32 protein-coding genes and 1 tRNA gene are annotated in these 24499 nt (G+C 73.6%); 19 read left to right on the top strand and 14 right to left on the bottom strand.

The genetic code is table 11. The features are described 5' to 3' along the window. Positions 1–3: 3 nt before the first annotated feature. Genes rosag_RS07715 through rosag_RS07695 form a run of 5 tightly spaced genes read right to left on the bottom strand, consistent with a single transcriptional unit; the run spans position 4 to position 1892 of the window. Positions 4–369, bottom strand: a complete 366-nt coding sequence (locus tag rosag_RS07715) for a hypothetical protein (protein WP_284349490.1) — start codon at positions 367–369, stop codon at positions 4–6. Between the two features lie 14 nt (positions 370–383). Further along, positions 384–563, bottom strand: coding sequence for a hypothetical protein (locus tag rosag_RS07710; RefSeq protein ID WP_284349489.1), 180 nt, complete (start codon positions 561–563; stop codon positions 384–386). Between the two features lie 7 nt (positions 564–570). Then, positions 571–876 carry a hypothetical protein gene (locus rosag_RS07705; RefSeq protein WP_284349488.1) on the bottom strand — a complete coding sequence of 102 codons (306 nt, stop codon included), beginning with the start codon at positions 874–876 and terminating at the stop codon, positions 571–573. A gap of 7 nt (positions 877–883) precedes the next feature. After that, positions 884–1273, bottom strand: coding sequence for a hypothetical protein (locus rosag_RS07700; RefSeq protein ID WP_284349487.1), 390 nt, complete (start codon positions 1271–1273; stop codon positions 884–886). Positions 1274–1277: 4 nt separating this feature from the next. Next, a complete protein-coding gene (locus rosag_RS07695; RefSeq protein ID WP_284349486.1) occupies positions 1278–1892 on the bottom strand; it encodes a helix-turn-helix domain-containing protein in 615 nt (204 codons plus the stop codon). Positions 1893–1934: 42 nt separating this feature from the next. On the opposite strand from rosag_RS07695, the gene rosag_RS07690 reads away from it, so the two are divergent. The 17 genes from rosag_RS07690 (at position 1935) to rosag_RS07610 (ending at position 13431) form a co-directional block, all read left to right on the top strand. Beyond that, positions 1935–2162 (top strand): hypothetical protein, encoded by a 228-nt coding sequence (locus rosag_RS07690; protein WP_284349485.1) that lies wholly within the window; start codon positions 1935–1937, stop codon positions 2160–2162. Positions 2163–2233: 71 nt separating this feature from the next. Beyond that, positions 2234–2809, top strand: coding sequence for a hypothetical protein (locus rosag_RS07685; RefSeq protein ID WP_284349484.1), 576 nt, complete (start codon positions 2234–2236; stop codon positions 2807–2809). A 171-nt stretch (positions 2810–2980) separates the two neighbouring features. Continuing rightward, complete coding sequence (locus tag rosag_RS07680) at positions 2981–3577, top strand: hypothetical protein (protein ID WP_284349483.1); 597 nt, start codon at positions 2981–2983, stop codon at positions 3575–3577. A gap of 2 nt (positions 3578–3579) precedes the next feature. Then, a complete protein-coding gene (locus tag rosag_RS07675; RefSeq protein ID WP_284349482.1) occupies positions 3580–3930 on the top strand; it encodes a hypothetical protein in 351 nt (116 codons plus the stop codon). Then, on the top strand, positions 3930–4253 hold the full coding sequence (locus rosag_RS07670; protein WP_284349481.1) for a hypothetical protein: 324 nt from the start codon (positions 3930–3932) through the stop codon (positions 4251–4253). Before rosag_RS07675 ends, rosag_RS07670 begins: the two co-directional genes overlap by 1 nt. Next, positions 4240–5052 (top strand): hypothetical protein, encoded by an 813-nt coding sequence (locus tag rosag_RS07665; RefSeq protein ID WP_284349480.1) that lies wholly within the window; start codon positions 4240–4242, stop codon positions 5050–5052. The genes rosag_RS07670 and rosag_RS07665 overlap by 14 nt, the downstream gene beginning before the upstream one ends. Continuing rightward, positions 5049–5426, top strand: a complete 378-nt coding sequence (locus rosag_RS07660) for a hypothetical protein (protein WP_284349479.1) — start codon at positions 5049–5051, stop codon at positions 5424–5426. Before rosag_RS07665 ends, rosag_RS07660 begins: the two co-directional genes overlap by 4 nt. 35 nt (positions 5427–5461) lie before the next feature. Further along, the gene (locus rosag_RS07655) at positions 5462–6094 is read left to right on the top strand and encodes a Rad52/Rad22 family DNA repair protein (RefSeq protein WP_345784826.1); all 633 of its coding nucleotides are present in this window, start codon (positions 5462–5464) and stop codon (positions 6092–6094) included. A 28-nt stretch (positions 6095–6122) separates the two neighbouring features. Beyond that, positions 6123–7217: a hypothetical protein gene (locus rosag_RS07650; RefSeq protein WP_284349477.1), complete on the top strand. Its 1095-nt coding sequence runs from the start codon at positions 6123–6125 to the stop codon at positions 7215–7217. A gap of 11 nt (positions 7218–7228) precedes the next feature. After that, a complete protein-coding gene (locus rosag_RS07645) occupies positions 7229–7492 on the top strand; it encodes a hypothetical protein (RefSeq protein ID WP_284349476.1) in 264 nt (87 codons plus the stop codon). Further along, positions 7492–7992: a hypothetical protein gene (locus tag rosag_RS07640; protein ID WP_284349475.1), complete on the top strand. Its 501-nt coding sequence runs from the start codon at positions 7492–7494 to the stop codon at positions 7990–7992. The genes rosag_RS07645 and rosag_RS07640 overlap by 1 nt, the downstream gene beginning before the upstream one ends. A gap of 19 nt (positions 7993–8011) precedes the next feature. Next, positions 8012–8260 (top strand): hypothetical protein, encoded by a 249-nt coding sequence (locus rosag_RS07635; protein WP_284349474.1) that lies wholly within the window; start codon positions 8012–8014, stop codon positions 8258–8260. A 4-nt stretch (positions 8261–8264) separates the two neighbouring features. Then, positions 8265–10286, top strand: a complete 2022-nt coding sequence (locus rosag_RS07630) for a ParB/RepB/Spo0J family partition protein (protein ID WP_284349473.1) — start codon at positions 8265–8267, stop codon at positions 10284–10286. Then, on the top strand, positions 10283–11020 hold the full coding sequence (locus rosag_RS07625) for a helix-turn-helix domain-containing protein (RefSeq protein ID WP_284349472.1): 738 nt from the start codon (positions 10283–10285) through the stop codon (positions 11018–11020). The genes rosag_RS07630 and rosag_RS07625 overlap by 4 nt, the downstream gene beginning before the upstream one ends. A 10-nt stretch (positions 11021–11030) precedes the next feature. After that, a complete protein-coding gene (locus tag rosag_RS07620) occupies positions 11031–11627 on the top strand; it encodes a hypothetical protein (protein WP_284349471.1) in 597 nt (198 codons plus the stop codon). Beyond that, positions 11627–11950 (top strand): hypothetical protein, encoded by a 324-nt coding sequence (locus rosag_RS07615; RefSeq protein WP_284349470.1) that lies wholly within the window; start codon positions 11627–11629, stop codon positions 11948–11950. Before rosag_RS07620 ends, rosag_RS07615 begins: the two co-directional genes overlap by 1 nt. Before the next feature lie 23 nt (positions 11951–11973). Next, positions 11974–13431 carry a tyrosine-type recombinase/integrase gene (locus rosag_RS07610; protein WP_284349469.1) on the top strand — a complete coding sequence of 486 codons (1458 nt, stop codon included), beginning with the start codon at positions 11974–11976 and terminating at the stop codon, positions 13429–13431. A 173-nt stretch (positions 13432–13604) separates the two neighbouring features. On the opposite strand, the gene rosag_RS07605 is transcribed toward rosag_RS07610, so the two are convergent. Beyond that, a tRNA-Phe gene (locus tag rosag_RS07605) sits at positions 13605–13677 on the bottom strand. A 147-nt stretch (positions 13678–13824) separates the two neighbouring features. Here rosag_RS07605 and rosag_RS07600 point away from each other — a divergent pair. Continuing rightward, on the top strand, positions 13825–14502 hold the full coding sequence (locus tag rosag_RS07600; RefSeq protein WP_284349468.1) for a hypothetical protein: 678 nt from the start codon (positions 13825–13827) through the stop codon (positions 14500–14502). Positions 14503–14508: 6 nt separating this feature from the next. Here the strand turns inward: rosag_RS07600 and queF are convergent, their stop codons facing one another. The 5 genes from queF to rosag_RS07575 all read right to left on the bottom strand — a co-directional run bounded on the left by queF (position 14509) and on the right by rosag_RS07575 (position 19379). Next, positions 14509–14904 carry a preQ(1) synthase gene (gene queF, locus rosag_RS07595; protein ID WP_284349467.1) on the bottom strand — a complete coding sequence of 132 codons (396 nt, stop codon included), beginning with the start codon at positions 14902–14904 and terminating at the stop codon, positions 14509–14511. Between the two features lie 258 nt (positions 14905–15162). Further along, positions 15163–16086 (bottom strand): rhomboid family intramembrane serine protease, encoded by a 924-nt coding sequence (locus rosag_RS07590; RefSeq protein WP_284349466.1) that lies wholly within the window; start codon positions 16084–16086, stop codon positions 15163–15165. A gap of 212 nt (positions 16087–16298) precedes the next feature. Further along, positions 16299–17354, bottom strand: a complete 1056-nt coding sequence (locus rosag_RS07585; RefSeq protein WP_284349465.1) for a D-alanine--D-alanine ligase — start codon at positions 17352–17354, stop codon at positions 16299–16301. Between the two features lie 109 nt (positions 17355–17463). Next, positions 17464–18906, bottom strand: a complete 1443-nt coding sequence (locus rosag_RS07580; protein WP_284349464.1) for a pyridoxal-phosphate dependent enzyme — start codon at positions 18904–18906, stop codon at positions 17464–17466. Continuing rightward, on the bottom strand, positions 18903–19379 hold the full coding sequence (locus rosag_RS07575) for an energy transducer TonB (protein ID WP_284349463.1): 477 nt from the start codon (positions 19377–19379) through the stop codon (positions 18903–18905). Before rosag_RS07575 ends, rosag_RS07580 begins: the two co-directional genes overlap by 4 nt. Before the next feature lie 277 nt (positions 19380–19656). Here rosag_RS07575 and rosag_RS07570 point away from each other — a divergent pair, with 277 nt between their 5' ends. After that, the gene (locus rosag_RS07570; protein ID WP_284349462.1) at positions 19657–21885 is read left to right on the top strand and encodes an Ig-like domain-containing protein; all 2229 of its coding nucleotides are present in this window, start codon (positions 19657–19659) and stop codon (positions 21883–21885) included. Between the two features lie 169 nt (positions 21886–22054). On the opposite strand, the gene rosag_RS07565 is transcribed toward rosag_RS07570, so the two are convergent. From rosag_RS07565 to rosag_RS07555, 3 genes are read right to left on the bottom strand one after another with little or no spacing between them, the layout of a single operon-like run. Beyond that, on the bottom strand, positions 22055–22345 hold the full coding sequence (locus rosag_RS07565; protein WP_284349461.1) for a PAAR domain-containing protein: 291 nt from the start codon (positions 22343–22345) through the stop codon (positions 22055–22057). 38 nt (positions 22346–22383) lie between these two features. Further along, positions 22384–23196 carry a DUF6931 family protein gene (locus rosag_RS07560; protein WP_284349460.1) on the bottom strand — a complete coding sequence of 271 codons (813 nt, stop codon included), beginning with the start codon at positions 23194–23196 and terminating at the stop codon, positions 22384–22386. Further along, entirely contained in the window at positions 23196–24476 is a 1281-nt protein-coding gene (locus tag rosag_RS07555) for an anthrax toxin-like adenylyl cyclase domain-containing protein (protein ID WP_284349459.1), read from the bottom strand. Before rosag_RS07555 ends, rosag_RS07560 begins: the two co-directional genes overlap by 1 nt. Between the last annotated feature and the right edge of the window lie 23 nt (positions 24477–24499).

Here is a 24499-nt window from a genome sequence, read left to right as displayed (position 1 = left end):
GCGTCACTCGAGCACCCCGCGGCGCTTCGACCGCATCTCGGCCTCGCTCCGCAGCGTGTCCGGCACGTCGACCGGGATGCGGCGGATCGGCGGGCTGAGGTGCGTGCCGAGACGCACGAGCAACTCGTGCACCTCACCGATCGCCGGCCGTGCCGCATCGAGTTCGCGCTGCGCCAAGTCGAGCATCAGCTGATACCGATCGTCCTGCGACTCGGCCGGCAGCATCCACGCGACCTCGCGCCCGTCCGCCTCGCGCACGACGGCGAGGATGCGTTCGCCGTCCGGATTCTCCGGATCGACGATCCAGCGTCCCCCGCCCTCCTCGCGCTTCAGCTCCGCGGGAAGGCCGTCCCAGGCAGCGCGCGACATGCCGACGGTGCGCATCACGACGCCGCCACCTGGCGCAGCGCAGCCGCGCGCTCAGCGAGGACCGCGAGCACGCGCCGCCGGTTCTCGCATTCGGAGTACTTCGCGAGGATCACACGGCGCAGCCGCGCGAGACGCAGCTCGTCGGTGCACTCCTCGACCTGCTCGAGGATCTCGCGGGCGAGCGTCGTCTCCATCCGTCGCTCAGTGCACCTTCGTCGTAGACCGGTGCGCGATGCGTACCATGCGCCCCTGCGTGTCGAACAGGATCGCCATGTGCGCACCGGAGCCCGTGCCGACGGCCGTGCCCCGCGAGTACTGCCACTGCAGGAGCTTCGTGCCGTCGGGCATGTTCGTCTCCGCCGAGATCGGCCCCAGGAGGCGCGTCGCGTCGGCGATCGTAGACGTGCCAGGCGTGAGCTGATCGGCCTTTGCCGGGTCGAACTTGTTGCCGACGGTGACGCACGCGCAGAGAAGCGCGAGCGCCCCGGCGATCGCAAAGCGGCGCATCAGGACCTCAGAGGCGAGGGATGAAGCGGGGGCCACCGAGCAAGAGCGACGCGAGGAACTCCGCCTCGCCCTCGCGCGGATCGTGGCCCTCGAAGTAATCCATGTTGTAGACGTGCTCGTACCGACCGGTGGCGCAGCCCTCGACGTGCAGCTTGTAGTGCGCGTACTCGTGGGCCGCGTAGTACGTGTGCCGGCGCGGCGAGCGCTTATCGACGAGGATCACCCACTCGCCGTCGATGCCCAGCAGCTTCCCCGGCCGCGGCATCGGGCGGACGAGGAGCGCGATCCCCTCGCGTGCCAGGATGCGGCGCAGTGCGGGCCACGTGAGCTCGCGCCGAAGCTCGTGGTGCTGCCGCTGCATCTGCTGGTAGAGCCGAACGATTGCGTCGTCGTTCACGCAGTCAGCGCGTTGCGGCGTGCAGGCGAAGCGCGGGCAGGCCGCGCTTCTCCCGGCGACGAACGAGCAGCAGGCGAATCGCGTCCGTCATCGCCTCCAGCTCGAGGAGATGATCATCGTCGGTCATCTCCTGGCGTCGTCCGTCGAAGTTGTACGTGTAGTTGTCCGGTCGCGTGAGCAGGTTGCGCGCGGAGGTGAGCTCCTCCTCCATCGCGCCCGCCTCCGACAGCTCGGCGAGGAAGCGGTAGACGAAGGCGCGTGCCCGCGGCGAGAAGTGATGCGGGAGCGACAACGGCATCGTCGCCGTCATCCCCTCTGATGTCGATTCCAGCGCGACGGCTGGATCCCCCGAGGTGAGCACTCCCTCGGTGACCCCTAGAGCGTTGGCCAAGCGCTCGAGCGTCGGCGCCGACGCCCGTCCCTCGGAATACGCCTGATAGAACTGCTGCCGAGGCACCCCGGCCGCTCGGATGAGCGAGGACGCCGTGAACTCTCGCACGGCCATCAGCTCGCGCAGTCGGTCAGGGAGGGCCGGATAGGCCAGAAGGGGCGGCTTGCCAGACAATCGGGACAACCCTGTTGACGTCTGTCTGAATTGTCTGTATTGTCTTCCAGACACGGTTCCGACGGATTTCCGAAACGGCTCAGCCAAGGTAGCCCCGTGAACGCAGCGAGCAAGGACGGCACGCCCGAGACGGCGCGGGTGCGCGACGAGTGGATGTCGCTCAACCAGGCCTGCCTCGCCCTCGAAACGCACCGCGAGGATGTCCTCCACCGCGCCATCGCGGGGGAGCTGACCGCCCAGCGCATTGCCGGCCGCACGGTGATCTCCCGCGCCTCGGTCGAGGCAGCGCAGGCGGCCGCGGCGGCCCTCGCCCCCAGCACCTGACCGCACATCGCCCCACACGGGGCGCCCTGCCGTCGGGGTCCGGCGGCGCATCGTAGCATCGGAGAGACCGGATGCACTCCCACGACCTGCGCCCCGCGGTGGCACCCGCCGGCGCGCATCGCCTCAGCGGCCGCAGCGAGCCGCCGGCGCCGACCCTCGTCAGTACGCTGACGCGCCGTGCGCTGATCGCCCGTGCGGGCCGCGAGCTCGCGGCCGAATTCGGCATGGAGTTGCCGCGCATCGTGCGCACGCTGCCGGCGTTCCCGGAGCCGCGGATGCTCTTCAGCGACGCGCAGCGCCGTCCGCTGACCATGTACACGCTCGGTCAGGGTCTCGCGGCCGCGGCCCTCGCCGGTGCGCCGCTCGAGCACGTGCTCGAGCCCGGGCTTCGCCTCGTGTCCTGGACACGCACGCTCTACGGCGCGGATCCGGTGCCGCTCGCTGACACGTGGGCGCACGCCGCGCGCGAGTCCGCGGAGAGCACGATCGCCTCGGGGGCGGTGCTCGGCGCCCGTCTCGACCTCGGCGTGATCGACCGCGCGATCGCCGAGGCCACGGAAGCGATCGCCGCGAACGAGCAGCTGCTCACGCAGCTCCGCGTCGCCCGCAGCGCCGCCGTCAACCGCTCGCAGCTGCGCCTGACCTGATGCGCCGACGCCGGCGCCGGCCCGCGCGACGTGGCGGGGCCTGAACGACGGCGCGCCGCCACAGGCCGCGGAGAACCGCGGGGCACCCTGCGACGGCGCTGACCGGATGGACGGCAGGACTCGGGGTCCGGCCGCCTGCTCTCAACATCGCACCACCGAGGCTCTCGAACAATGGACGCCACGCCCCGCTCCGCCTCCTCCGCGATCGCGACGCCCGCCGGCAGCACGGCGACGTCGCCCGCGGCCGAGCCCCGGCGCTCCCCGCTCGACTCCAAGCGCCTGCTGCTCTGTGGCGCGATCCGCCGCGTGCGCCACGACCTGCAGGGCGCGATCGACGAGCCGTCGGCGCAGCGCTACCGCCGCGAGCTCTCGCTCCTGCTGCAGTCTCGCGCGCAGCTCGACACGCCGCGCGACCCCGCACTCGTGCGCTACTGGGTCTACGCGCCGGCCAACGAGCCCGCGGACCTGCCGCCCGAGGGCCGCGTGTCGCGCCTCGTGATGCTCGACCACACCGCGACGCCCGCGCGCGAGCGCCTCTTCCTCGTCGACGACGTCGAGACGTGGCTGCCGCTCGACGGCGAGCTGCACCCGGAGTCCGGCGAGATCGTCCCGGCTGGCCGCGACTCGTACGTGCTGACGCCCGCGGGACACATGGCGGCGACGATGCCGGCCGCGCCCGAGACGCCCGTGCGCCGCGCGCCGCTCGCGGACGACGCCACGGACGCCGACGTCGCGCACGCGACGGCCGTCGATCGGGGGGCGTGCTGAGCATGCGCACTTCCGAGACGGACGATAAGAAGGTGTGGGCCTCGCTCGCCGCGCCGCTGACCGCGCCCACCACGCCGCCGCAGAGTGAGGACCTGCGCGTGCGGCTCGACACGGTGGTCGCCGGCGAGTGGGACCTCACGCTCGACCTGCTGCCGAAGGCGGACGACGTGCGCCGCGACGGACGGCTCGAGGAGAAGCCGTACGCGTTCAAGGCGCGGCTGCAGATCCTCGGCGTGATCCGCGAGGGCATCGGGACGGGCGACGACTACGCGGCGGCCGCCGAGGCGGCGTTCCGGCGCGCGGCGCTGCACTTCGGCATCGGCGCCGCGCCCGTGGCGCAGGCGGTGGCGTGATGCCGTCGATCCCCACCGACCCGCAGGCGCGCGCGGTCCTCTGCTTCTTCGTCGGGCTGCTCCTGCTCGCGCTGCTGGTGGCGAGCATCGCCGGCCGCCACGCGCTGCAGCGCCGCCGCGAGGAGAAGCGCCTAGCGAAGCTCGCGTCTCCCGAGCCGAAGCCCGCCGCGATCTCGCAGGACGAGATCACCGCGAACCTCGCGGACATCAGCAGCGCCGTCGACGGTCTGCGCGCGCGCGTCGCGGCGTCGCCGTCGAAGCACTTCACCCCGGCCACCCGGCCGCTCCACCCGCCCAAGGAGGCCACGCATGCCCAGCACTAAGACCGGCGCTCCCGCGTCCGACGGCGTCGCGCAGGCGGTCGCGCAGGCCGTCGAGACGGTCACGGGCAAGCCCGCGCGCATCGTGTTCAACCAGTTCGTCGACGGAGAGCTGCTCGCCGACCTGCGCGCCGTGGGCGTGCCAATGACCGGCATCCTGGACACCGAGGGGCCGGCCAACGCCGAGGAGCTCGACGGCGTGGTCGTCGCGACGGTGCCGCAGGATGCGGCGACGCTCGACGCGATGGCGAGCACGCTGCTCCGCCGCATGGCGGACCTCGATGCGGACCTCGCGCAGTTCAAGCGTGCGCACCAGCTCGAGGCGGACGCGCTGAAGGCGCGGTACGAGCGCCAGACGGCCGGGCTCACGATCGAGCGCGGGCGCCTGGAGGCGTGGGTCCGGGATCTCGCGCGCGTGCAGAAGACGCGCGGCGGCTTCGGGAAGAAGCAGAGCCGCGACGTCGGCTACGGCACGTACGGCGTGCGCGCGATCGCGTCGCGCCTGGAGATCGCCGACGAGCGCGCGTTCGTGCCGTGGGCCGAGCAGGAGGCGCCCGAGCTGCTCCGCGTCACGGTGAAGCTGCCGCTCGCCGAGGCGCAGCAGTACCTGACGACGGCCGAGCTGGCGGCGGTGAAGCGCGAGGTGCTCATCACGCCGGTGAAGGAGTACGTCGAGCGGAAGGCGGCCGAGGCGAAGGCCGCGGAGCAGCCCGCGCCCGCGCTGCCGCCGGGCATCGTCCGCACGGCCGAGGAGCTCGAGACGTACGCGAAGCCGGCGCCGCTCGCGAAGGGGGGCGCATGAAGCTCGCGATCTCCGAGGCGCGCCGCGCGCAGCTGCGCGACGCGATGCGCCAGCTGCTGCAGAAGAGCGAGCGCGAGACCGCGGCGCGTCAGCGGCTGTCGGCCATCGAAGGGGTCGACGCCGCGTACCGCACGCACTGCGCGAACGTGGGCGAGACCTCGCCCGCCGTCGTGAGCGTGCTCGGCCCGAACGTCGAGCGCGTGCAGCAGGCACTCGACCACGCGTGCACGATGACCGACGCCGCGATCGACGCGACCATCGACGCGATCGCCGACGCGGTGCTCGACGCGGTGCTCGACGCGGTGAACAACGCGGTGACCGTCCACGCGGACGAAGACGCCGGCGCCCTGGTGGGCGCGGGAGTCGTCGCGTGAGCACGTCCGCCAACACCGCCGCCGCTGCCGCGCCGCTGCAGCTCGATCGCCTGCGCGACCCGTTCGTGCCGACCGACATCGAGTGGCGCGTGCAGACGGCGGGCGAGAAGAACGGGAAGCCGTGGGCGCGCGTGCTCGCCTACGTCACCAACCGCGCGATCATGGACCGCCTCGACGAGGTGGCGGGCCCGGGGCGCTGGCAGAACGTGTTCAAGGAGGGCCCCGCCGGCGGCGTCGTCTGCGGCCTCGCGATCTACGTCGACGCGGTCGTCGGCTGGGTCACGAAGTGGGATGGCGCCGAGAACACGGACGTCGAGCCGGTGAAGGGCGGGCTCTCCGGCGCGATGAAGCGCGCGGCCGTGCAGTGGGGCATCGGGCGCTACCTGTACGACCTGGAGGAAGGCTGGGCGGTCGTCTCCGACAGCGGCCGCTTCTCGGCGAAGACGAAGGACGGGAAGTGGTTCAAGTGGGATCCGCCAGTGCTGCCCAACTGGGCGCAGCCGCAGGCGCGGGCGGCCACCGCGGCGCAGGTGCAGCGCATCGAGCAGCTGCTCGCGGCCGTGAAGGACGAGAAGGTCACGCGCCAGGTGCGCGCGCGCCTCACGAACGGGCTGACCGAGCAGGCGGCCGACGAAGCGGTGCGCTTCCTGGAAGCGCGCGCGGCCTGAGGCGCGAACCGTGGCCGCCCCCGCTCTCATGCGCCGCGATCCGCGCGACAAGTCCGACCTGTGGGGGGCGCTCGCCGCGCCCCTCGCCGGCGGCGTCGCGCTCACGTCCGGCGCGCTGCGCGAGCGCTTCGACGCCGTCGTGCCGGGCGAGTGGGACTTCACGCTCGAGCTGCTGCCGCCGATCGCCGCGCACGGCGTCGACGTGTGCGCGTTCAAGGCGACGCTGACCATCCTCGGCGTGAAGCGCCAGGAGGTCGGCACGGGGCGCGACTACCCGGCGGCCGCCGAGACGGCGCTCGTGCGCTGCGCGGGCCTGTTCGGGATCCGCGGCGACGTGCCGTCGGCGGCCGAGGCTCCGGCACCGTCGGCGCGCGCCACGGTCGCGCCGGCGACGTCGCGCGAGGCGGCCGCCACCGCGATGACGCTCGAGCAGGCGCTCGCCTACCCGTTCCCGTTCCGCCGCGGCACGCCGCAGCACGGCAAGCCGCTCCGCACGTTCGAGATCGACGGCCTGCAGGAGGTCGCCGAGTGGATCGGCAAGCGGCAGCGGGAGACGGGGAATCCCGACTTCCACGCCGAGCCGCTGGCGGCCATCACGATGGTGCTCGCGCACCTCGAGTCGCTGCAGACGGCGCTGCCGCTCGACATGCCCGCCGTCGAGCCGCCCGCCGACGGGCGCGTGCCGCCGCCGGGCCCCGTCTCCGCGGCGCTCGCGGCGCCCCAGGCCGCGCCGGATTCGGCACCCGCACCCCTCGCCGTCGTCGAGCTGACGCGCCAGCTGTGCGCGCCCCTGGACGACCCGCGCCTGCCGGCGGGCGTCGCGAAGAGACTGCGCCGCCAGCTCGGCGACGGTGACCTGCGCGACCAGGCGGCGCTCGAGCGCGCGGTCGACCAGGTGCGCGAGGCGCTTGGCGAGCCGCCGCGCGCGACGACGGCGATCGCGCATCCCGAGAGCGTCTACGTGCGCACGCAGCACCTGAACGCGCTGCTGCAGCGGCCCGACCTCGACGTGAAGGTCGCGGAGCACGTGCGCCGCCAGCTGATCAACGGCGAGCTCGCCACCGGCGACGCGCTCGAGCGCGCCATCTCCCGCGTCGAGCGCGAGCTCGCGCTGCCCTTCTGAGGCACGTGTCCATGCGTGAACCCGACCACGATCGTCTGCGCGACGAGCACGAAGCCGCGCAGTACTCCGAGCACCTCGCGCAGACCGTCGTCGCGCACGTGTTCGGCGAGGCCGCGCTCATCGACGTCTCCGCGCGCGAGCGCCTGGAGGCGCTGCTGCAGCGCACCGACGACGCGACGCTCGCGACACTCGCGTCGCACACGTGCCCCGCGCCGACGCCGCCGGCGTACGAGCCCGCGTACGAGGCGGGCGCCGACGACGACCTGCCGTTCTGATGAGCGACGCCCTCGTGCCGGTCGTCGCCGGCGATGATCCCGCGGACGTCGCGCGCCTCGAGCGCTTCGCGCACCTGCGCGCGTGTCCCGCGTGCGGCGCCGCGCTGCAGGCGGACGCGCCCGGGGCGACGTGCGCCGCGTGCGGGCGCGTCCTCGCGTGCCCGACGCACACCGCCTGGCCGGCGCGCCTCAAGGGCTTCCTGCTCGCGCTCTACGGCCACCGGCGGCAGCACGCGTGGCTCTCCGAGGACGATGTCTGGCGCGTGCTGCTGGTGGACGGCGTGAACGGCGGCACCGCGCACTACATGGGCATCGCCAAGCGGCCGACCGCCGACGAGGCGTACGCCATCGCCGAAGAGCGCATGGCTGAGTGGGTAGCCGCGGGCTGCCCCGTCGACCGCGCAGGCCTCGACACGCTGTGGGCGCGGTGGAATCCGCGCCACGGCGCGCCGAACGCCTTCCCCTCCTACCCCGACCCGGGCGCGACGCGCGCCCGGTGACCGACGCCCCAGGACCCTCATGCCCACGCTGAAGACGGAGAACGACCAGCAGCAGCTGCTCGCGGCCGCAGACGCCCTCACGGTGGCCGCTGGCGCCGCGAAGGGCCTCGCCCGCGCGAACCTCGAGGTCGACCTCGGGGAGCGCTGCAGCCTGCCCTACAAGCGCCGCTCGAAGCTGCAGGAGAAGCGGGACATCGCCGAGGACCGCTTCCGAGCCGCGGTGCGCCGAGTGGCGCCCGCACTCCTCCCCCTCGGCGTGGAGATCTGACCGGATGAACCGACCGAAGAAGGGCGCCGCGGCACCGGCGTCCGCGCCCACGACCCCGCTCGCCGACGCCGGCGAGCTGCGCACGATCGGCACGGCGCTGATCGACCCGAGCCCGTACCAGCCGCGCAAGGAGTTCGACGCGACGGAGCTGCAGAACCTCGCCGACAGCATGGCCGCCAACGGTCTGCTGCAGCCGATCACCGTGCGCTTCACGGGCACCGAGCACCGCGAGCGCTACGAGCTGATCGCCGGCGAGCGTCGCCTGCGCGCGGCCAAGCTCCTCATGTGGGAGACGATCCCCGCCGTCGTGAAGTCGATCGACGACGCGGCCGCGGCGACGCTGGCCACGATCGAGAACCTGCAGCGCGCGAACCTCGCGCCGCTGGAGGAGGCGGAGGCGTTCGCGGCGCTGATGAAGGCGAACGGCTGGACGCAGCAGCAGCTCGCCGAGCGCCTCGGCGTGCCGCGCACCTCGATCGGCGATCGCGTGCGGCTGCTCTCGCTGCCGACGGTGTGGCTCGACGAGATCCGCGCGGGCACTGTGCTGCAGGTCTCGCACGGCGCGGTCCTGCACCCGTACACCGACTGCCCCGAGGCGGTGCACGCGGCCGCCTTCGAGCTCGCGACCAAGTCGTACGAGTGGCGGGACGCGCGCAGGGCGAAGCGGCCGGTGTCGATGGACGCGTTCCGGCGCATCGTGCCGCAGGCCTACGGCCCGTCGCTCTGCACGCTCAACACGAGCGGCTACGACCGCTGCCCGTTCAACCCGGCGGAGTACTCGGGGCCCGTCGTGACGGTGGCGCGGTACGCCAACCACACGCCCGAGCGCATGGCGGCCGACCCGACCATCTGGAAGCCGCTCGCGGCCGCGGCGCGGGAGAAGAACACGGACTCGGAGAGCGCGAGCCGCAGCAGCGACGCGCGCCCGGTGGCGAAGGCCAAGGTCGGGTATGGGGACGCGCGACACGAGGCCGCGATCACGCTGCCGCGCGGCACCGAGATCGCGCGCGCGACGCAGTCGAGCGGGAAGGTCGCCGGGGTGACGGTGCTCACCACGCCCGATGCGCGGTGGGACGTCGAGGGCGCACTGCGCAACGTCGACGTCGAGCTGCTCGAGGCCGCGCTCGCGCCGGAGGGCAAGGTCGCGAAGGGGACGCTCGTGCGCGTGGCGTTCCCGTACAACAACGGGATCGATCGCACCGCGACGCGCGACAAGGCGGCCGTGAAGGCGGCGCGGGACGCTCACGCGGTGCGCTGGGCGGGGCGGCTCGCGGCGCTCGAGGCGGCGTACCCGGCGCAGGCGGCCGCCGCGATCGCGCAGCACGCGGTCAGCGGCGCCGGCGCGCGCGCGCTGCTGCTCCGCATCGTCGGCGACGACGAGTGGCACGACGACGAGGCGCGCGTCGTCGGTGGTGTGGCCGCGTCGATCGACCTCACGCCGCCGGCGGGCAGCATCGAGCCACGCCCAGACGGGCGGCGCAAGACGCCCGCGAAGCAGGTCGTGCGCGAGACGCGCGCCTTCCTGGAAGCGCTGCCGCTGGTGGACGTCGAGCGCCTGGCGGCCGCGGTCGCGGCCCAGGTGAGCGGCGCGCTCGCCACGCCCGCCGAGGCGCTCGAGCGCGAGCAGGAGGCCGAGCGAAAGGCGTACGCCGAGCGCCGGGTGCCGTGGATCGAGGGCAGCGGCGGGCCGCTCGCATCGATCGACGACGACGACGAGGACGAGGACTTCGACGAGGACCTGCTCGACGACGAGGACCTCGACGACGAGGACCTCGACGAGGACGATGACGACGAGGCGGACGAGGACGAGGAGGATCTCGACGGCCTCGACGACTTCGACGACGTCGACGACGAGGGCGAGGACGAGGAGGATCTCGACGACGAGGACGACGCGGGCCTGTTCGGTGACGAGCCGCAGGAGAGCCCGGCACTCGCCGACGTCGCGCCGACGAAGCGCGGCCGCGGCGCGGGCCGTACGCGCACGCCGAATCCGGCGCCGGCGATCGCCGCGGGAGGTGCCTCGTGAGCCGCGGCGGCTTCATGCCCTCCCTGGGCAGCGATCCCCTCGGCGACGTGCCGGGCTACCTGCGCAGCCACATCGAGGCCCGCGGCAACGGATCCAGCGCGCCGGCGCCGGCCGTCGTCGCCACGCCCGCCGTCGTGACGGAGCCGCCGATCGCGCCGGCGCCGCTGGCGGTCGAGGCGCCGCCGGCCGACGAGCCGGAGGCGCTCACCGGCGCGCGTATCGAGGAGGCGCGCGTCGCGCGCGGCTGGTCGAAGCTCCAGTTGGCCAAGGCGAGCGGCCTTGCATGGTCGACCGTCCGCAACGTCATCGAGCGCGGCACCGAGCCGTTCACGAACGTGCGCCTGCGTCGCTCAGCCGAGCATCTGTGGGCCACGCTGCAGCAGGCCGACGACGTCGGCGACGCGAGTGAGTCGACCGAGTCGGAGGAGGAGACCGAGGTCGCGGCCGGGGCGCCCACCCCGCGGCGTGCGCGTGCGTCCACGCGCCGCGCGGCGCCGGCGCCGGTGGTGGACGACGTCGCGACGCCGGCGCCCGGGCTCACGCGCGCGCACGTCGAGGCGCTCGCGTCGTTCCTGCCGCCCACGGAGGTGCTCGAGACCGCGCGGCGCACGCCGGGCCTGACGCTCACGCCCGCGTGTGAGCTCGCGCTCGAGGCGCTGCAGCAGCTGCGCGAGCAGGCGGACGTTCTGGAGCGCGGCCTCGACCAGCGCCCCATCTCCCACCGCTCCAACTGAGGAAGCACCGATGGACGTCGCAACGATCACGATGCCGCCCGCGGAGGCGCGGGCGAAGCTCGCGGAGTACCAGGCCTCGCGCCGGCTGCGCAGCGACGCGGAGTACCAGCAGGCAGTGACCGCGTACACGGCGCTCGCGGAGGGGACGCCGATCCTCATCCTCTCGCAGGTGATCGCCGACGCGCCGCGCGACGCGAGGGGGCGACCGCACCTCGCGATCGCGCGCGCCGACCGCCGGCAGGTGAAGTACGAGAACGCGCCGTGGCGGCTCGGCGCCGGGTGGGAGCGCTTCGACTCCGACTTCGTGCGGACGCGCGGCCCTGCCGCGCGCGACGCGACGATCGACGTGCAAACCCGCCGCGAGCCGACCGGATACGTCAGCGGCTACGCGATGGTACCCATGGTGCCGCCGGCGGTGGCCACGGGGCACGACCTCACGCAGCGCTTCATCCTGTGGGAGGTCGAGGCCTGGGCGGACCGGCAGATCGGCGTGCAGCCGGACCGAGATCCATACCTCCTCACGCGCATCGCGCCGGACTGCTACGCAGTCGTCGGCGAGTGGGATCTCACGGACGTCGAGCGCGCGATCATGCGCGGGCGGCGCTGATGCGGACCACGCCCGCCACCGCGCACCGCGCGCAGCCGGCGCCGAAGAGCGCGAAGGCTGCGCGTCCCGTGCCGACGCTGCCCAAGCGGTACCTGAACACGGCCGAGGTCTGCCACGTCTACGGCTGCACGCCCGACTACCTCGAGTCGGTCTCGGTCGCCGACCTACCGCGCAACAAGCGGGGGCACCGCACGGTGCTCTACGACGTGATCGACTGCGAGCGTCACTTCGCCAGCTTCCGCATCGCCGGCGACGAGGGATCGGCCGGGCGCCGGGAGCTACCGACGGCGCTCCCCGTCGCCGTGCACGTCAGCGCCGCCTGACCCGCAGCCGACGACACCGACGTATGCCGCGCAAGCGTGTCTGGGGCCGCAAGCTGGAGAAGCCCGCAGAGATCCGCCTCCGAATGCCGGGGGCGGGGCTCCGCGACGATGTGCTGCGCGTCTCGCTGGAGACGCGCGACCGCATCGTCGGCGAGCAGCGCATCGCCATGTTCCGCGACCTGTACGGCCGGCGGCTGTTCGCGCTGCTCGTGGCACGGCAGGACGAGCGCTTCACCACCGACCGCCTGCACCAGGCGTATCGCGAGGGCGAGGACGCGCTGGGCGCGCTGCTCCGCGAGTCGGAAGGGCGGCTGCTCACGCCCCTCGTCGCCGCGTTCAAGACGCAGTACCACCGGCGCGCGCGCGACAAGGTGTTCGCGCACCTCGACCGCTTCCTCGCCGACCACGGCGGCGCGCAGGCGACGACCGGCGCGCTCACGCCGTCCGCGATCGCGGCGTGGCTCTCGAACCTGCCGAGCCTCCAGGGCCGCGTGACTGCGCGCCGCGCCGCGACACGCCGACCGGCGGACGCGCCGGCACCGACCACCAGCAACGGGACCAACGGAGCGTCGCGGTACCCCGTCCGCACGGCAACGTGTGCGACGTGCCGCACCACGTTCGAGGTGCGCGCGCCCGGTCCGCTGCCGAAGCACTGCGCGGCGCATCACCCCGAGCGCCAGCGCGCCGCGCGGCCGGCGAGCGGCGCGACGCGGAACCGCGTCCGCGCCTCGCTCGGCGCCTTCTGCGCGTGGGCCGTGCTGCACGGACACCTCGAGGCGCACCCGATCCGCGGCCGCCAGGTCGCGAAGTTCGAGGAGGCGGAGGGCCGCATGCCCGCGCCGTTCACGCCGGACGACCTCCGCGGGTACCTCGCCGCGGTGGAGGCGGCGGCCGCCGAGGCCCCGCCCGACGTCGCCGACGCGCTCGTGCCGATCGCGCTGCTCCTCATCTTCACCGGCGCCGATCTCGGCGAAGTGCTGAGCCGCCAGGCGCAGCACCTGGAGCTCGAGCGCACGCCGCCCCGGGTGCTCTACAAGCGGGCGAAGACGCGCACGAAGACCCGGGCGATCCCGCTCGACGACGAGACGGCGGCCACGCTCCGGACCTACGTCGCGGCCCTGACGGCCGACATCGGCGTGCTCCGCGGGGCGCACCCGCTGTTCGCCAGCGTCACCGAGGCGCACGTCTGGAGCGCGCACCGCGCCGGACGGGCCGCGATCGGCCGGCCCACGCTCACCGTGAAGGACCTCCGCCACGTGGCGGCGATCGCGTGGGTCCAGGCCGGCGTGAACCTCGTGCAGGTCATGACCTACCTCGGGCACGCCTCGCTGTCGCAGACCGCGCGGTACGCCGTCTACGCGCCGGACTTCGCCGAGGAGCAGGTGATCGCGTCGCGCGTCGCGCGCCAGCTCCGCGGTCCCAGCACCACGCCCACGGCCGCCCCTGCTGCCGCCCCTGCTGCCGCTCCCGCTGCCGGCTGACCGGCCGGCCGACTCCGACTCTCGCACCCCATCCGACGATGCGACCCGCCATGACCCGCCATGCACCCGGCTTCACGTGTGCCGGGAATACCGCCCTGAATGCGAACCGCCCGGTCTCCGAGGGGGAGAACGGGCGGTCGAGAACGGACGTAAGTCGTTGTCTGACTATCGAGTGGCCAGGGAGGGAATCGAACCCCCGACACGGGGATTTTCAGTCCCCTGCTCTACCAACTGAGCTACCTGGCCGGCGTACACTCCCCCACGACCGGAGCACCGGCCGCGGAAGGAACCGGAATGTATCGGCCCCCGGCCCCGGAAGAAACCCCTGCTCAGCGCGGCGAATCGGCGGCTCCGACAGCGTGCGCGACCCGTGGGAACGACTAGGATTGTCCCGTGCCCCACGCCCGCCCCCGCCCTGCCGATCCGTCCACCGCCGACGCACGCGCCGACGCGCGCGCCCGGCTGGACGCCGCGCTCCGCCCCTTCGCGCTGGGCACGCACGAGGGGTCGGCCGCGGACGACGCCGGAGTCGCGCTCACCGAGCGCCGCGTCGCCGCCGTCGCCCGCGATGCCGCCGACGCCGTTCTCCCCCTCCTCGGCGATCCGCCGCGGTCGGCGCACCGCGTGCGGCGGCTGCTGCGCGACGTGCTCACCTGCACGTGGGGCGAGTTCGAGGCGACGTACGCCGCGACGCTCGACGCGCTGCTGGCGCTGCCGCCGGCGCATCCCGACGTCGAGGACCCGGCGTGGGACGCCGCGCTCCCCGCCGCGCCGGCCGCGCCGCGCGCGTGGCAGCAGGGGGCCGGGCCGTGGCGCGCGCCCATCGAGGGCGCCGCGACCGTGGGCCCCGCGGGCACCGCCGGCCGCGTCGTGCGGCGCGGCGCGCGCGCCGTGCTGCTGACCTCCGACGGCCGGCCGGTGCTGGTGAACGTGCGCTGCACATGCGAGCCGGCCGCGCGCGAGGCGCGCCCCGCGGTGCTGTTCGAGCACGTGCACCTGCGCCGCGACGGGACGATCCTCGACGTCCTCGCGGGCACCGCGTGCGGCGCCTGCCGCGCCGTGGTGCCCTGACGCCTGTTAGCGCTTGGCCGTGTGGCGCGCGGTGATGATCGACTTGATGCCGCCGCGCGTGTTGAAGTCGCCCACGACCTCCATCGACTTCGGCTCCACCGCCGCCGCGAGGTCGTCGAGGATGCGGTTCACCGCGCGCTCGTAGAAGATGCCGTCGTTGCGGAAGCTCCAGAGATAGAGCTTGAGGCTCTTGAGCTCCACGCACTTCGCGCCCGGCACGTACGTGATGCGGATGGTCGCGAAGTCCGGCGCCCCGCCCTCCAGCGCGTGCAGGTCCGACGCGTCCCCCTCGATCCCGCCGAGCGGACAGAGCGAGGTGAACTCGGGGCACTCCATCCAGACGTCGTAGTCGCGGTCCGGATAGGGGTTGGGGAAGGTCTCGAGGAGCTGGGGCTTGGGCATCGAAAAGGGACCGATGAAGCGGAGAACGGAACCGCGGAAGACGGAACGGCGGAGGACGAAAAGGCGCGATACGGAAGGGCGCCACGTCGGCGAAAGCTAACGGCGCCGGACAGGCGAGGGACGCCGCGAGACACGAACGGCGAGGCCCGCGCACCGCGCGGCCTCGCCGTCACCTCCTACCTGCCACCGCCGTCCGCTTCACCGTATCGCGCCGTTCCGTCCTCCGCCGTTCCGTCCTCCGCCGTTCCGTTCTCCGCCCTACCGTTCGCGCAGTTTCTGAGAGGTTTCCTCCAGCAGCCGCCGCTCCTCGCTCGTCAGACTCTCCATCCCCTGCTGCGAGATCTTGTCGAGCACGAGGTCCAGCGCCGCCGCGCGCGTCGCCGTGGCGGCGGCCGGCAGCGGGCGCACCGGCGCGACGCGCGGCGCGGGCTGCGGCTTCGCCGTCACCGCCTTGCTCTTCTCCACCACCTCGTCGCTCTCGCTGCCGCGCTCGCGCGGGCGCGGGAACGACTTCGGCACGGGGCGCGGCGGCTCGTCGCCCACGTCCGGCGCCGCCGCCACGCGCTGCCGCACCCGGTCCATGCTCGGCGCGCTGGGGCGCAGGTACCAGAGCATCCCGAACGCGACGCCGCCCAGGTGCGCGAGGTACGCGACGCGGTCGCCGCCCTGCACCATCGACAGCGCGCCGAGGGCGAGGTTCACCGCGATCATCCCCCAGACCATGTGCTTGACCTTCATCGGCACGACGCCGAAGAAGAGCACCTCGTCGTCCGGCCAGCGGCGCCCGTAGGCGTACATCAGCCCGAAGATCGCCCCCGACGCGCCCACCAGCAGCCCGCTGCGGATCAGCAGCGCGTGCGCGACCAGCCCGCCCAGCCCGCACCACAGGTAGTAGCGCGCGAACGTCCCGGTGCCCCACTCGCGCTCCAGGCGCGGACCGAACATCCAGAGCGAGTACATGTTGAACGCCAGGTGCCAGAACCCGGCGTGCACGAACATGTACGTCCCCGCCGTCCACAGCCGGCTCGCCTCCAGGTCCTCGGGCGCGAACCCGAGCGTCTGCGGGAGGTCCTGCTGGAGCGTGAGCTGGACGAAGAAGACCGCGACGTTGAGCGCGATCAGCCACAGCACCGCCGGTGTCAACCGGAACGGTGCGGGTTCGTCGGGCGGGACGTAGGACATGGACACGGCCAGGGCACCGAGCGGCAGCGGCGGCGTAGCGACAGCAGAGCAGAGACCCCGACCGGAAGCAGGGGTTCCGGGACGGGGAAGCTCCCCATCCTGCACTCCCGATGCCGCGTGTGCGGCCGCCCCGCGCGGGCAGGATCCGAGAGGATCCCCCTTGGAAAACGCGCGCGGCGGCGGGTGCGTTGGCGGTGTGTCGGCGGGTCCGGTCAGCCCCGCCCGGCCAGCTGCACGATGCGCTCGCACAGCTCCGGGAACAAGATCCCCGCCGCCGCGGCGGCCTGCGGGATCAGGCTCAGCGCGGTCATCCCCGGCAGCGTGTTCGCCTCCAGGCAGTACACGTTCCCCAGCTCGTCCATGCGGAAGTCGATCCGCGCGCACCCGCGCAGCTTCAGCGCCCGGAACGCCCGCAGCGCCTGCTCCTCCAGCCGCGCCCGCGCGCCGTCCCCCAGCTCGGCCACCTTCTCCTCGGCCATCCCCGGCGTGTACTTCGCCTCGTAGTCGTAGATCTCGTTCTTGGGGATGATCTCGAGCACTGGCAGCGCCTGGTCGCCCAGCACGCCCACCGTCAGCTCCCGCCCGGCGACGAACTGCTCCACCATCACCTCGTCGTCGTACCGGAACGCCAGGTCCAGCGCCGGCCCGAGCTGCGCCAGCTCCTTCACGACGGTCAGCCCCACCGTCGAGCCCTGCTTCGACGGCTTCACGACCACGGGCAGGCCCAGCCGGTGCTCGACCTCCTCCGCGAACCGCTCGCGCGACCGCCGCGGCGCGCCGTTCCCGCCGGCCGTCTCCGCAGGCGTCGGCGCCATCAGCCAGTCCGCCGTCCCGACGTCCGCCGCGCGGAACAGCACCTTCGACAGGTGCTTGTCCATCGCCAGCGCGCTCCCCAGATGCCCGCTGCCCGTGTAGCGCACCCCGGCCAGGTCGAGGAGCGCCTGCACGGTGCCGTCCTCCCCCTGCCCGCCGTGCAGCGCCAGCAGCACCACGTCGGCGCCCTTCACGTCGCGCCACTCCGCCAGCGCCGGCGGGATCGACCCCGCGCCGCCGCCCAGCTTCCCGAGCTGCTCCAGCGACGGCGGGCGCGTGCCCACCCCCGCCGCCAGGTGCGCCGCCTCGCGGTCGCGCGACAGCGGCCCCTCGGCCGGATCGACGCAGGTGACCGCGTGCCCGCGCGTGCGCAGCGCCTCGGCCATGCGCAGGCCCGAGGCGAGGGAGACGTCGCGCTCGGCGGAGAAGCCGCCAAGGAGAACCGTGATGTTCAAGAGAGGAATCACCCCGCTCGACGCTCGACGCTCGACGCTGCCCCCATCCTGCCGGCGGGGTGAGCGTCGAGCGTCGAGCGTCGAGCGTCGAGAATGAGTGGGCGCCGCGTCAGCGGCTCATCAGGAACTGCAGCATGTCGGTCCGCGTCACGATCCCCGTGACGCGCCCGCCGTCCTGCACGAGCAGCGCCGGCGTCGCCTTGCTCAGCAGCTTCGTCACCGCGTCCACCGGCTCGCTCGCCGGCACGGTCGGGAAGGGCTCGTCCATCACCTCGCCCACCGTCGCGTCCAGGAAACGCGTGCTCTCCAGCCCGCGCGTCGTCAGGTGGTACTCGGTCACGCTCCCCACGCACTGGTCGCCGTCCATCACCGGCAGCTGCGACACGTCGTGCAGCTTCATGAGGCCCAGCGCCTGCCGCACGAGCGCGCCGGGCGCCGTGCTCACCAGCGTCGCCGGGCCGCCGCGGGCGTTGTCGGCCTTCGCCTCCAGCAGGTGCGCCAGCGTCACGCGGTCCGCGTCGAGCAGCTGGTTCTCGCGCATCCACTCGTCGTTGTAGAGCTTCGAGAGGTAGCGCTCGCCCGTGTCGCAGAGGAAGGTCACGACGTACGCGTCGGGATCGTCGATCCGCCGCGCCAGCTGCATCGCGACGTGCGTGATGAGCCCCGCCGACCCGCCGACGAACAGCCCCTCCTCGCGCGTCAGGCGGCGCGCCATCGCGAAGCTGTCCTTGTCGCTGACGGTGTGGTACTCGTCGACCACACTCAGGTCGAGCGTCCCCGGGAGCTTGTCCTGGCCGATCCCCTCGACCTTGTACGGCGAGCCGGTGGGCTTCTCCCCCGCCTGCCCGCGCGACTGCCGCCACAGCTCCGCCAGGATGGAGCCCTGCGGGTCGCCGGCGATCACCTTGATGTCGGGGTTCCGCTCCTTCAGGTAGCGCCCGACGCCGGTGAGCGTGCCGCCCGTCCCCGCCGACGCGACGAAGTGCGTGATGCGCCCCTCCGTCTGCTCCCACAGCTCGGGGCCCGTGGTCGCGTAGTGCGCCTCGGGGTTCGCCTGGTTGTAGAACTGGTTGGCGAGGATCGCGTTCGGCGTCGACTCCGCGATGCGCTTGGCCCACATCACGTAGTTGTCGGGATGGTCGGGCGGCACCGCCGTGGGCGTGACGATGACCTCCGCCCCGAACGCCTTCAGCAGCCGCACCTTCTCCTGCGACATCTTGTCCGGCATCGTGAAGATGCAGCGGTAGCCCTTCATCGCCGCCGCGATCGCCAGCCCGACGCCGGTGTTGCCGCTCGTCCCCTCGACGATGGTCCCGCCCGGCTTCAGCAGCCCCGCCCGCTCGGCCGCCTCGATGATGGGCATGCCGATGCGGTCCTTCACGGAGCCGCCCGGGTTGAAGATCTCGGCCTTCCCGTAGAGCGGCGTCCGCACCCCGCGGCCCAGGCGGCCGAGTCGGATCAGCGGCGTCCAGCCGATCGTGTCGAGGACGGAGTCGTAGGGGCGGCGGTTGCGGTCGGTCGCGACGGTGGCGGTGGCTGCGGGTGCACTCATGGACGGGCGCGGAGCACGGTGTCCCCGGGCAGCGGCGCGGCCTCGGGATGGCGGAAGAAGACCGGGAAGAGGATCGCCGCGCCCGTCGGGCGGCCGTCCTTCATCCCCGGCGTGAAGCGCAGCTTCTCGGACCCGGCGACGGCGCTGGAGTCGAGCGCCGGGTAGCCCGACGGCTCGGCCACCCGCGTGGAGTCGGGGACCACGGCCCCGGTCGAGTCGACCCACAGCCGCAGCGTGATGTTCCCCTGCACCTTCCGCGCGTACAGCGCGGCCGGATACCGGAACGGCGGGTCGGTGTTCGTCATGCGCGGCGGCCCGTCGGCGGGCGGGGCGGCGGGCGCGGCGACGGAGGCGGCAGCCGTCGCGGCGGACGTCGCGCCCGAGTCGGCGGCGGCGGCCCCGGCCAGGCTGTCGGCGCCCGGACGCTCGTCGGCGCCGGCGGCGCGCCCCTGGCAGGCAGTGGCGGCGAGCACGAGCAGCAGCGCCCCGGCGCCCCGGGCGGTGCCCCGGGCGGTGCCCCGGGTAGTGCTCCGGACGACGCGGTGGCCGCGCCGCGAACCGGGGCGGAACTCACGGGGGGAGAACGGCATAGAAGGAAGAATCTACATGCGGAGGCCCCGGGCGACGACCGAGCCTCCGTCCGACGTGTCCTGGCGCACACTTCCGTGTGCACTCGTGCCTGACGCGTTGCCAGACGGCCGGTTGGGCCGTCCGATCGCTACCCACGATCCGGTCCTCGCGCTCCCCCCGATGCCCGTCTCCCGCCCGACGTCCTCGCCGCGCGTGCCGTTCCGGCTGCGCGCCCGTCTCGTCCTCGCCGCCGCGGCCGGCCTCGGCCTCCCGGTGCTCGGGGCCTGCGGCGACTCGCCCAGCGAGCCCGGCACCGGCTCGCCGACGACGACCTTCTCGATCATCCCCGCCCCCTCGTCCAGCGCCGCGCCCGGGCTGGAGGGCAAGCAGTTCTCGGCCGCGCCGGGCGACACCGTGCGCCTCAGCGGCCAGGTGAAGGCCGGCAGCTCGACCAGCACGCCGACCATCAGCTGGCGCTCCACCGACGCCGCGGTGGCCGAGGTGAGCACCGACGGCCTGGTGCGCGCGAAGGCCATCGGCACGGCGAGCATCATCGCCACCGCCACCCAGCTGGCCGACACGCTGCGCGTCGTCGTCAGCACCTGCGGCACCACGCGCGCGCTCGACCTCGCGCTGGGCCAGGTGCTCGCGTTCGACGGCACGCAGGGCACCGACCTGTGCGTCGTCGCCGGCAGCGCGGGCCAGGAGTACGTCCTCATCCCGCACTACGCGACCGACTCGGCCAGCCGCCGCGTGAGCTTCGCGGTCACGGCGTCGGGCATCGGCACCGTGGCGGCGGACGTCGGCGGCGTCGCGGCCGCGGACGCGCCGCTCGCCACGTCGGTGGGCCCGACGCGCGCACGGCTCGCGGCGCGCGCCACGATGGACGGCGCGGACGTCACCGACGCCCCGCTGCACCGCCGCCTGCGCCGCCACACGGCGCGCGAGCTGGGCAGCGGGCAGGTGGCGCGTGCACGCTCCACGCTGCGCGCGGGGCACGCCGCGGCGTTCGCGCGCCGGCTGGCGCCGCGCGCGCGGGCCAGCGCCGACGCGAGCCCTGCGACGACCGGCACCACCGCGACGACGAGCGGGACGACGGCGGCGGACGGCGCGGCGCCGACCCTCGCGGCCGCGCAGGGCGTGCCGCGCGTGGGCGACCTGCTGCGCGTCAACGCGCGCACGACGTCGGCCTGCGACACGCTCACGAGCGGGTTCCGCACGGGGCGCGTGGCCGCGGTCACCGACCGGCTGATCATCCTCGCCGACACGGCGAACCCGCGCAACGGCTTCACCGACGCGGAGTACCGCCAGTTCGCGCTGACGTTCGACACGCTCGCGTACCCGGTGGACGTCGCCAACTTCGGCGAGCCGTCGGACATCGACAAGAACCAGCGCGCGATCGCGTTCTTCACGCGCGCGGTGAACGAGGAGACGCCGCGCGGCGCCGACTACGTCATCGGCGGCTTCTTCTGGGAGCGCGACCTGTTCCCGAACAACGTGCCGAAGGCGCAGGGCGGGTGCGCGGGCAGCAACGCGGCGGAGTTCTTCTACATGCTGGTGCCCGACCCCACCGGGTCGATCAACGGCAACGCCCGCAGCAAGGCGTACGTGAGCGAGGTGACGGTCGGCACGCTGGCGCACGAGTTCCAGCACCTGATCAACGCCGCGCGCCGCATCTACGTCACGGACGCGGACGACTTCGAGGACGTGTGGCTCAACGAGGGCCTGAGCCACATCGCCGAGGAGCTGGTGTTCTACCGCGCGGCCGGCTTCGCGCCGCGCACGCGGCTGACGGCGGCGTCGGTGCGCACGACGAGCACCATCTTCGACATGTACAACCTGTACGGCAACGACAACCTGCGCCGCGTGCTCACGTACCTGCGCGACACGGAGACGCGCTCGCCGTTCGGCGAGGACGACGACCTCGAGACGCGCGGCGCGACGTGGCAGTTCCTGCGCTACGCGGCCGACCGGCTGTCGCCCACGAACGGCGGCGGCGACGTCGCGCTGTGGAAGAAGCTCGTCGACAACAAGAGCTTCGGCCGCAAGAACCTGCAGGCGTCGCTCGGCGCGTCGGTGCCGCTGGAGGACTGGTTCCGCGACTGGACGGTGGCGAACTTCGTCGACGCGCAGGCGACGGCGCTGCCGGGGCTCGAGGCGCGCTTCACGCAGCCCAGCTGGGCCTATCGCTCGGTGCTGCTGTCGTTCACGGACACGCAGGGGCGCCCGTACGCCCTGGGCACGCGCACGCTGCTGAGCGACGCGCCGCAAACGGTGCAGCTGAACGGCGGCTCGGCGGCCTACCTGCGCTTCGCGGTCCCCGCCGGCCGGCAGGCGACGCTGCGGACGCGGTTGAATGCGACCCCACGAGCTGGAAACCTTCGCCTGACGGTGGTGCGCACGCGGTAAGGCGGAGGACGGAACGGCGGAGGACGGAACGGCGGAAGACGGTACCGCGTGAAACGGTGAGGCGGACCTTCAGCTTGAAGCATCAAGCTCGAAGGTCCGCCTTCTCGTTTCACGCCCCATCGTCTTCCGCTTCATCGTCCTCCGCCGTTCCGTCCTCCGCTCTTCGGTCCTACCCGACCAACACGGTCGGCGCCCCGAGAACGATCGCCCCTCCGTGCGCCGTCATGTCCCCCATCCGCGCCGCCGGCTTGCTCGACACGAGCACCGTGAAGGAGCCGAGCGCGATCAGGTCCGGCGGGCCGACGCAGACGCACATCGACGTCACCGTCGCGGCGGGCAGCGCCGAGATCAGTGTCGTCGGGCCGCCGGGCTGCACGATCGGCCCGCCGACGTGCGGCACGACGCCCGTCACCATCGGGCAGACGTGCATGTCGGTGATGCGGGCGGCGGGCTGTCCCATCGTCGGATCCTCGGTCGGTGCGGTGAGTGCGGGGCGAATCAGGCCTTCGCGTCGGGCAGCTGCGGCGGCTTCGACGACTCCGCGTGCACGTACGCCTGCTGGTCGAACGTCTGCTTGGCGGTGCCGATGGCGGCGTCCCATCCGCCCAGGCGCCGCACCAGCTCCAGCCCCTGCTGCACGAGCGCGGCCGACACCTCGCCGATGCGCATCGGGTCGGTCATCACCGCGGCCAGCATCGCGGCGGTCGCTGCCATGGTGGCGTGCAGCCCCGCCGGCGGTGGCACGAAGGGGACGCCCGGCGGCGTGATGCTCCCGCCCGTGAAGAACGCCGCCGCGGCCGCGGAGCCCACCGGCGTGTCGAGCCCCGCCTGCTGCGCCAGCTCCCACGCGAAGCGGCGGTTCTCGTCGCTCGGCTGCGCGATCCAGCGCTCGGTGGCCGACAGCGCGGCGACCTGCGCCGGCGTCGGCGGCGCGGGCGGCGGGCCGGCGGGCGGCTCGTCGGGCCCCGGCGGCGGCGCGGAGCGCGCGGCGTCGGCGCGGCCCTGCGCCGCGTGCAGCGCGTGGCGCGCCGCCACCCACGCCCACCACACCCCCTCGCGCGGCGGCAGCGCGCACGCCACCAGGCGCAGCGCGTCGGCGGGGCGCTGCGCCTGCAGGAGCGCCTGCACCGCCAGCCCCGGGTCGGCGGCGTGCGGGGCGAACGCCGCCGGCAGCGCGGCGGCGCCCAGCGCGCGCGCCTCCTCGTCGAGGGCGGCGCGCTGCACGAGCCACTCGAGCGCGGGCGCGAGCGGGGCCACGCCGGCGGGTGGGCCGGGCGGCGCGAGAGGCTGGGTGGTCGGCGGGGCGGTCATCAGGACGTCAGGTCGAAGGCCTTGGGCAGGAGCCACGCCCAGTTCTTCGGGACATAGTAGCCGGCGCGGTGCAGCGTCGCCGCGAAGTCGGCCAGGTCGCCGTACGTCGTCAGCGTGCAGACGTCGGTGAACTGCCCGCGCAGCCGCGCCGGCAGGAACGCCGTCAGCGGGAAGCCGTCGCCGTAGCCGCCGCCGCCCTTCGTCGTGTCGGTCATGTCGGCCTTCGTCAGCGCGCCGAACATGGCGTTGCGGTGGCTCTCGGCGTTGTGGTGCACGCGGCGCAGCGGCGCGTTCGCGCCCGTCGCCCCCATCGCGACGTTGAGCGCGTTGATGCAGCGCAGGATGCGCGGCGTGATGTTGCCCATGTCGCGGTGCTCCTGGCGGGCGTTCGCGGCCAGCGTCGCCGTCGTGCGCTGCGTGCGCACCGTCGTCAGCCCGCGCGGCGCGCCGCCGGTGTGCAGCGACGGATCGAGCACGTTGTCCAGGCCCACGCCCGCCTTGAACGTCTGCCCCTGCTGCAGCCCGTGCGCGCCCTGCAGCACGATGCCGGGCTTCGCGACCTTCTGCCCCAGCTGGCTGCCGTACGACGCCCACGTCGGGATCACCGCGAACAGGTCGTAGTCGCCGGTGATCGCCTTCGTGCCCGCGCCCACCTCGTTCGACGCCATCACGTACAGCGGCGACAGCGACAGCGCCGCGCCACGCTGCCCGTCCGCCAGCTGGAACGGGTTGAGCGCCGCCGCCTTCGGGTCGTCGTAGACGTGGATCAGGAAGCCGTTGCGCGTCTTGTCCTCGACCGCGCGGAACAGGTACTGCTCGCCGCCGCCGTGCGGGCCCGCCCACAGCAGCAGGTCGCCGTTCGGCATCGTGAACGAGCGCTCGATCGCCGTCACCTTCCCCTCGCGCCGCGTGAGCTGCATGTCCAGCTCCGCGCGCGTCAGGAAGAGATGGACCTTGCGCGCCCACCCCTCGGCCTCGCTCTTGTCGTTCGCCTTCGTGCGGTCGGCGGCGTTGGGGCTCCGGTCGATCTTCTTGCTGAACTTCGCGTCGTGCGGCACGCACCCCGCCTGCGGGCCCCAGTCCGAGCTCTTCCCCTTCACGTGGAAGTTCTTCGTCGGATGACCGCGCTCGATCCACCGCTTCGCCCACGGCCCCGTCGAGCGGAACACGATCACCTCGTCCAGCTGGTCGGCCACCTGCGCCGCCGCGACCATGTCGGGGCGGATCATGCCGTTCTGGTCGTTGCCGTACGAGGCGTCGAGTCCTTTCAGGATGGCCACGGGTCGGTCCTCGGGAATGCCGT

The organism is Roseisolibacter agri, from assembly GCF_030159095.1.
In the GTDB taxonomy this organism is placed as follows: Bacteria; Gemmatimonadota; Gemmatimonadetes; order Gemmatimonadales; family Gemmatimonadaceae; genus Roseisolibacter; species Roseisolibacter agri.
Note: the sequence above shows the minus strand (reverse complement) of the source record. Positions and strands in the feature narration are given on the sequence as shown.

Excerpts from the sequence above, each read along its gene's own strand:
- rosag_RS07570 (WP_284349462.1), top strand. The coding sequence starts at position 19,657 with ATGCCCGTCTCCCGCCCGACGTCCTCGCCGCGCGTGCCGTTCCGGCTG.
- rosag_RS07670 (WP_284349481.1), top strand. The coding sequence starts at position 3,930 with ATGCCGTCGATCCCCACCGACCCGCAGGCGCGCGCGGTCCTCTGCTTC.
- rosag_RS07645 (WP_284349476.1), top strand. The coding sequence starts at position 7,229 with ATGCGTGAACCCGACCACGATCGTCTGCGCGACGAGCACGAAGCCGCG.
- rosag_RS07620 (WP_284349471.1), top strand. The coding sequence starts at position 11,031 with ATGGACGTCGCAACGATCACGATGCCGCCCGCGGAGGCGCGGGCGAAG.
- rosag_RS07715 (WP_284349490.1), bottom strand. The coding sequence starts at position 369 with ATGTCGCGCGCTGCCTGGGACGGCCTTCCCGCGGAGCTGAAGCGCGAG.
- rosag_RS07610 (WP_284349469.1), top strand. The coding sequence starts at position 11,974 with ATGCCGCGCAAGCGTGTCTGGGGCCGCAAGCTGGAGAAGCCCGCAGAG.
- rosag_RS07635 (WP_284349474.1), top strand. The coding sequence starts at position 8,012 with ATGCCCACGCTGAAGACGGAGAACGACCAGCAGCAGCTGCTCGCGGCC.
- rosag_RS07660 (WP_284349479.1), top strand. The coding sequence starts at position 5,049 with ATGAAGCTCGCGATCTCCGAGGCGCGCCGCGCGCAGCTGCGCGACGCG.
- rosag_RS07580 (WP_284349464.1), bottom strand. The coding sequence starts at position 18,906 with ATGAGTGCACCCGCAGCCACCGCCACCGTCGCGACCGACCGCAACCGC.
- rosag_RS07590 (WP_284349466.1), bottom strand. The coding sequence starts at position 16,086 with ATGTCCTACGTCCCGCCCGACGAACCCGCACCGTTCCGGTTGACACCG.
- rosag_RS07710 (WP_284349489.1), bottom strand. The coding sequence starts at position 563 with ATGGAGACGACGCTCGCCCGCGAGATCCTCGAGCAGGTCGAGGAGTGC.
- rosag_RS07705 (WP_284349488.1), bottom strand. The coding sequence starts at position 876 with ATGCGCCGCTTTGCGATCGCCGGGGCGCTCGCGCTTCTCTGCGCGTGC.
- rosag_RS07565 (WP_284349461.1), bottom strand. The coding sequence starts at position 22,345 with ATGGGACAGCCCGCCGCCCGCATCACCGACATGCACGTCTGCCCGATG.
- rosag_RS07685 (WP_284349484.1), top strand. The coding sequence starts at position 2,234 with ATGCACTCCCACGACCTGCGCCCCGCGGTGGCACCCGCCGGCGCGCAT.
- rosag_RS07680 (WP_284349483.1), top strand. The coding sequence starts at position 2,981 with ATGGACGCCACGCCCCGCTCCGCCTCCTCCGCGATCGCGACGCCCGCC.
- queF (WP_284349467.1), bottom strand. The coding sequence starts at position 14,904 with ATGCCCAAGCCCCAGCTCCTCGAGACCTTCCCCAACCCCTATCCGGAC.
- rosag_RS07665 (WP_284349480.1), top strand. The coding sequence starts at position 4,240 with ATGCCCAGCACTAAGACCGGCGCTCCCGCGTCCGACGGCGTCGCGCAG.
- rosag_RS07650 (WP_284349477.1), top strand. The coding sequence starts at position 6,123 with ATGCGCCGCGATCCGCGCGACAAGTCCGACCTGTGGGGGGCGCTCGCC.
- rosag_RS07640 (WP_284349475.1), top strand. The coding sequence starts at position 7,492 with ATGAGCGACGCCCTCGTGCCGGTCGTCGCCGGCGATGATCCCGCGGAC.
- rosag_RS07630 (WP_284349473.1), top strand. The coding sequence starts at position 8,265 with ATGAACCGACCGAAGAAGGGCGCCGCGGCACCGGCGTCCGCGCCCACG.
- rosag_RS07675 (WP_284349482.1), top strand. The coding sequence starts at position 3,580 with ATGCGCACTTCCGAGACGGACGATAAGAAGGTGTGGGCCTCGCTCGCC.
- rosag_RS07615 (WP_284349470.1), top strand. The coding sequence starts at position 11,627 with ATGCGGACCACGCCCGCCACCGCGCACCGCGCGCAGCCGGCGCCGAAG.
- rosag_RS07560 (WP_284349460.1), bottom strand. The coding sequence starts at position 23,196 with ATGACCGCCCCGCCGACCACCCAGCCTCTCGCGCCGCCCGGCCCACCC.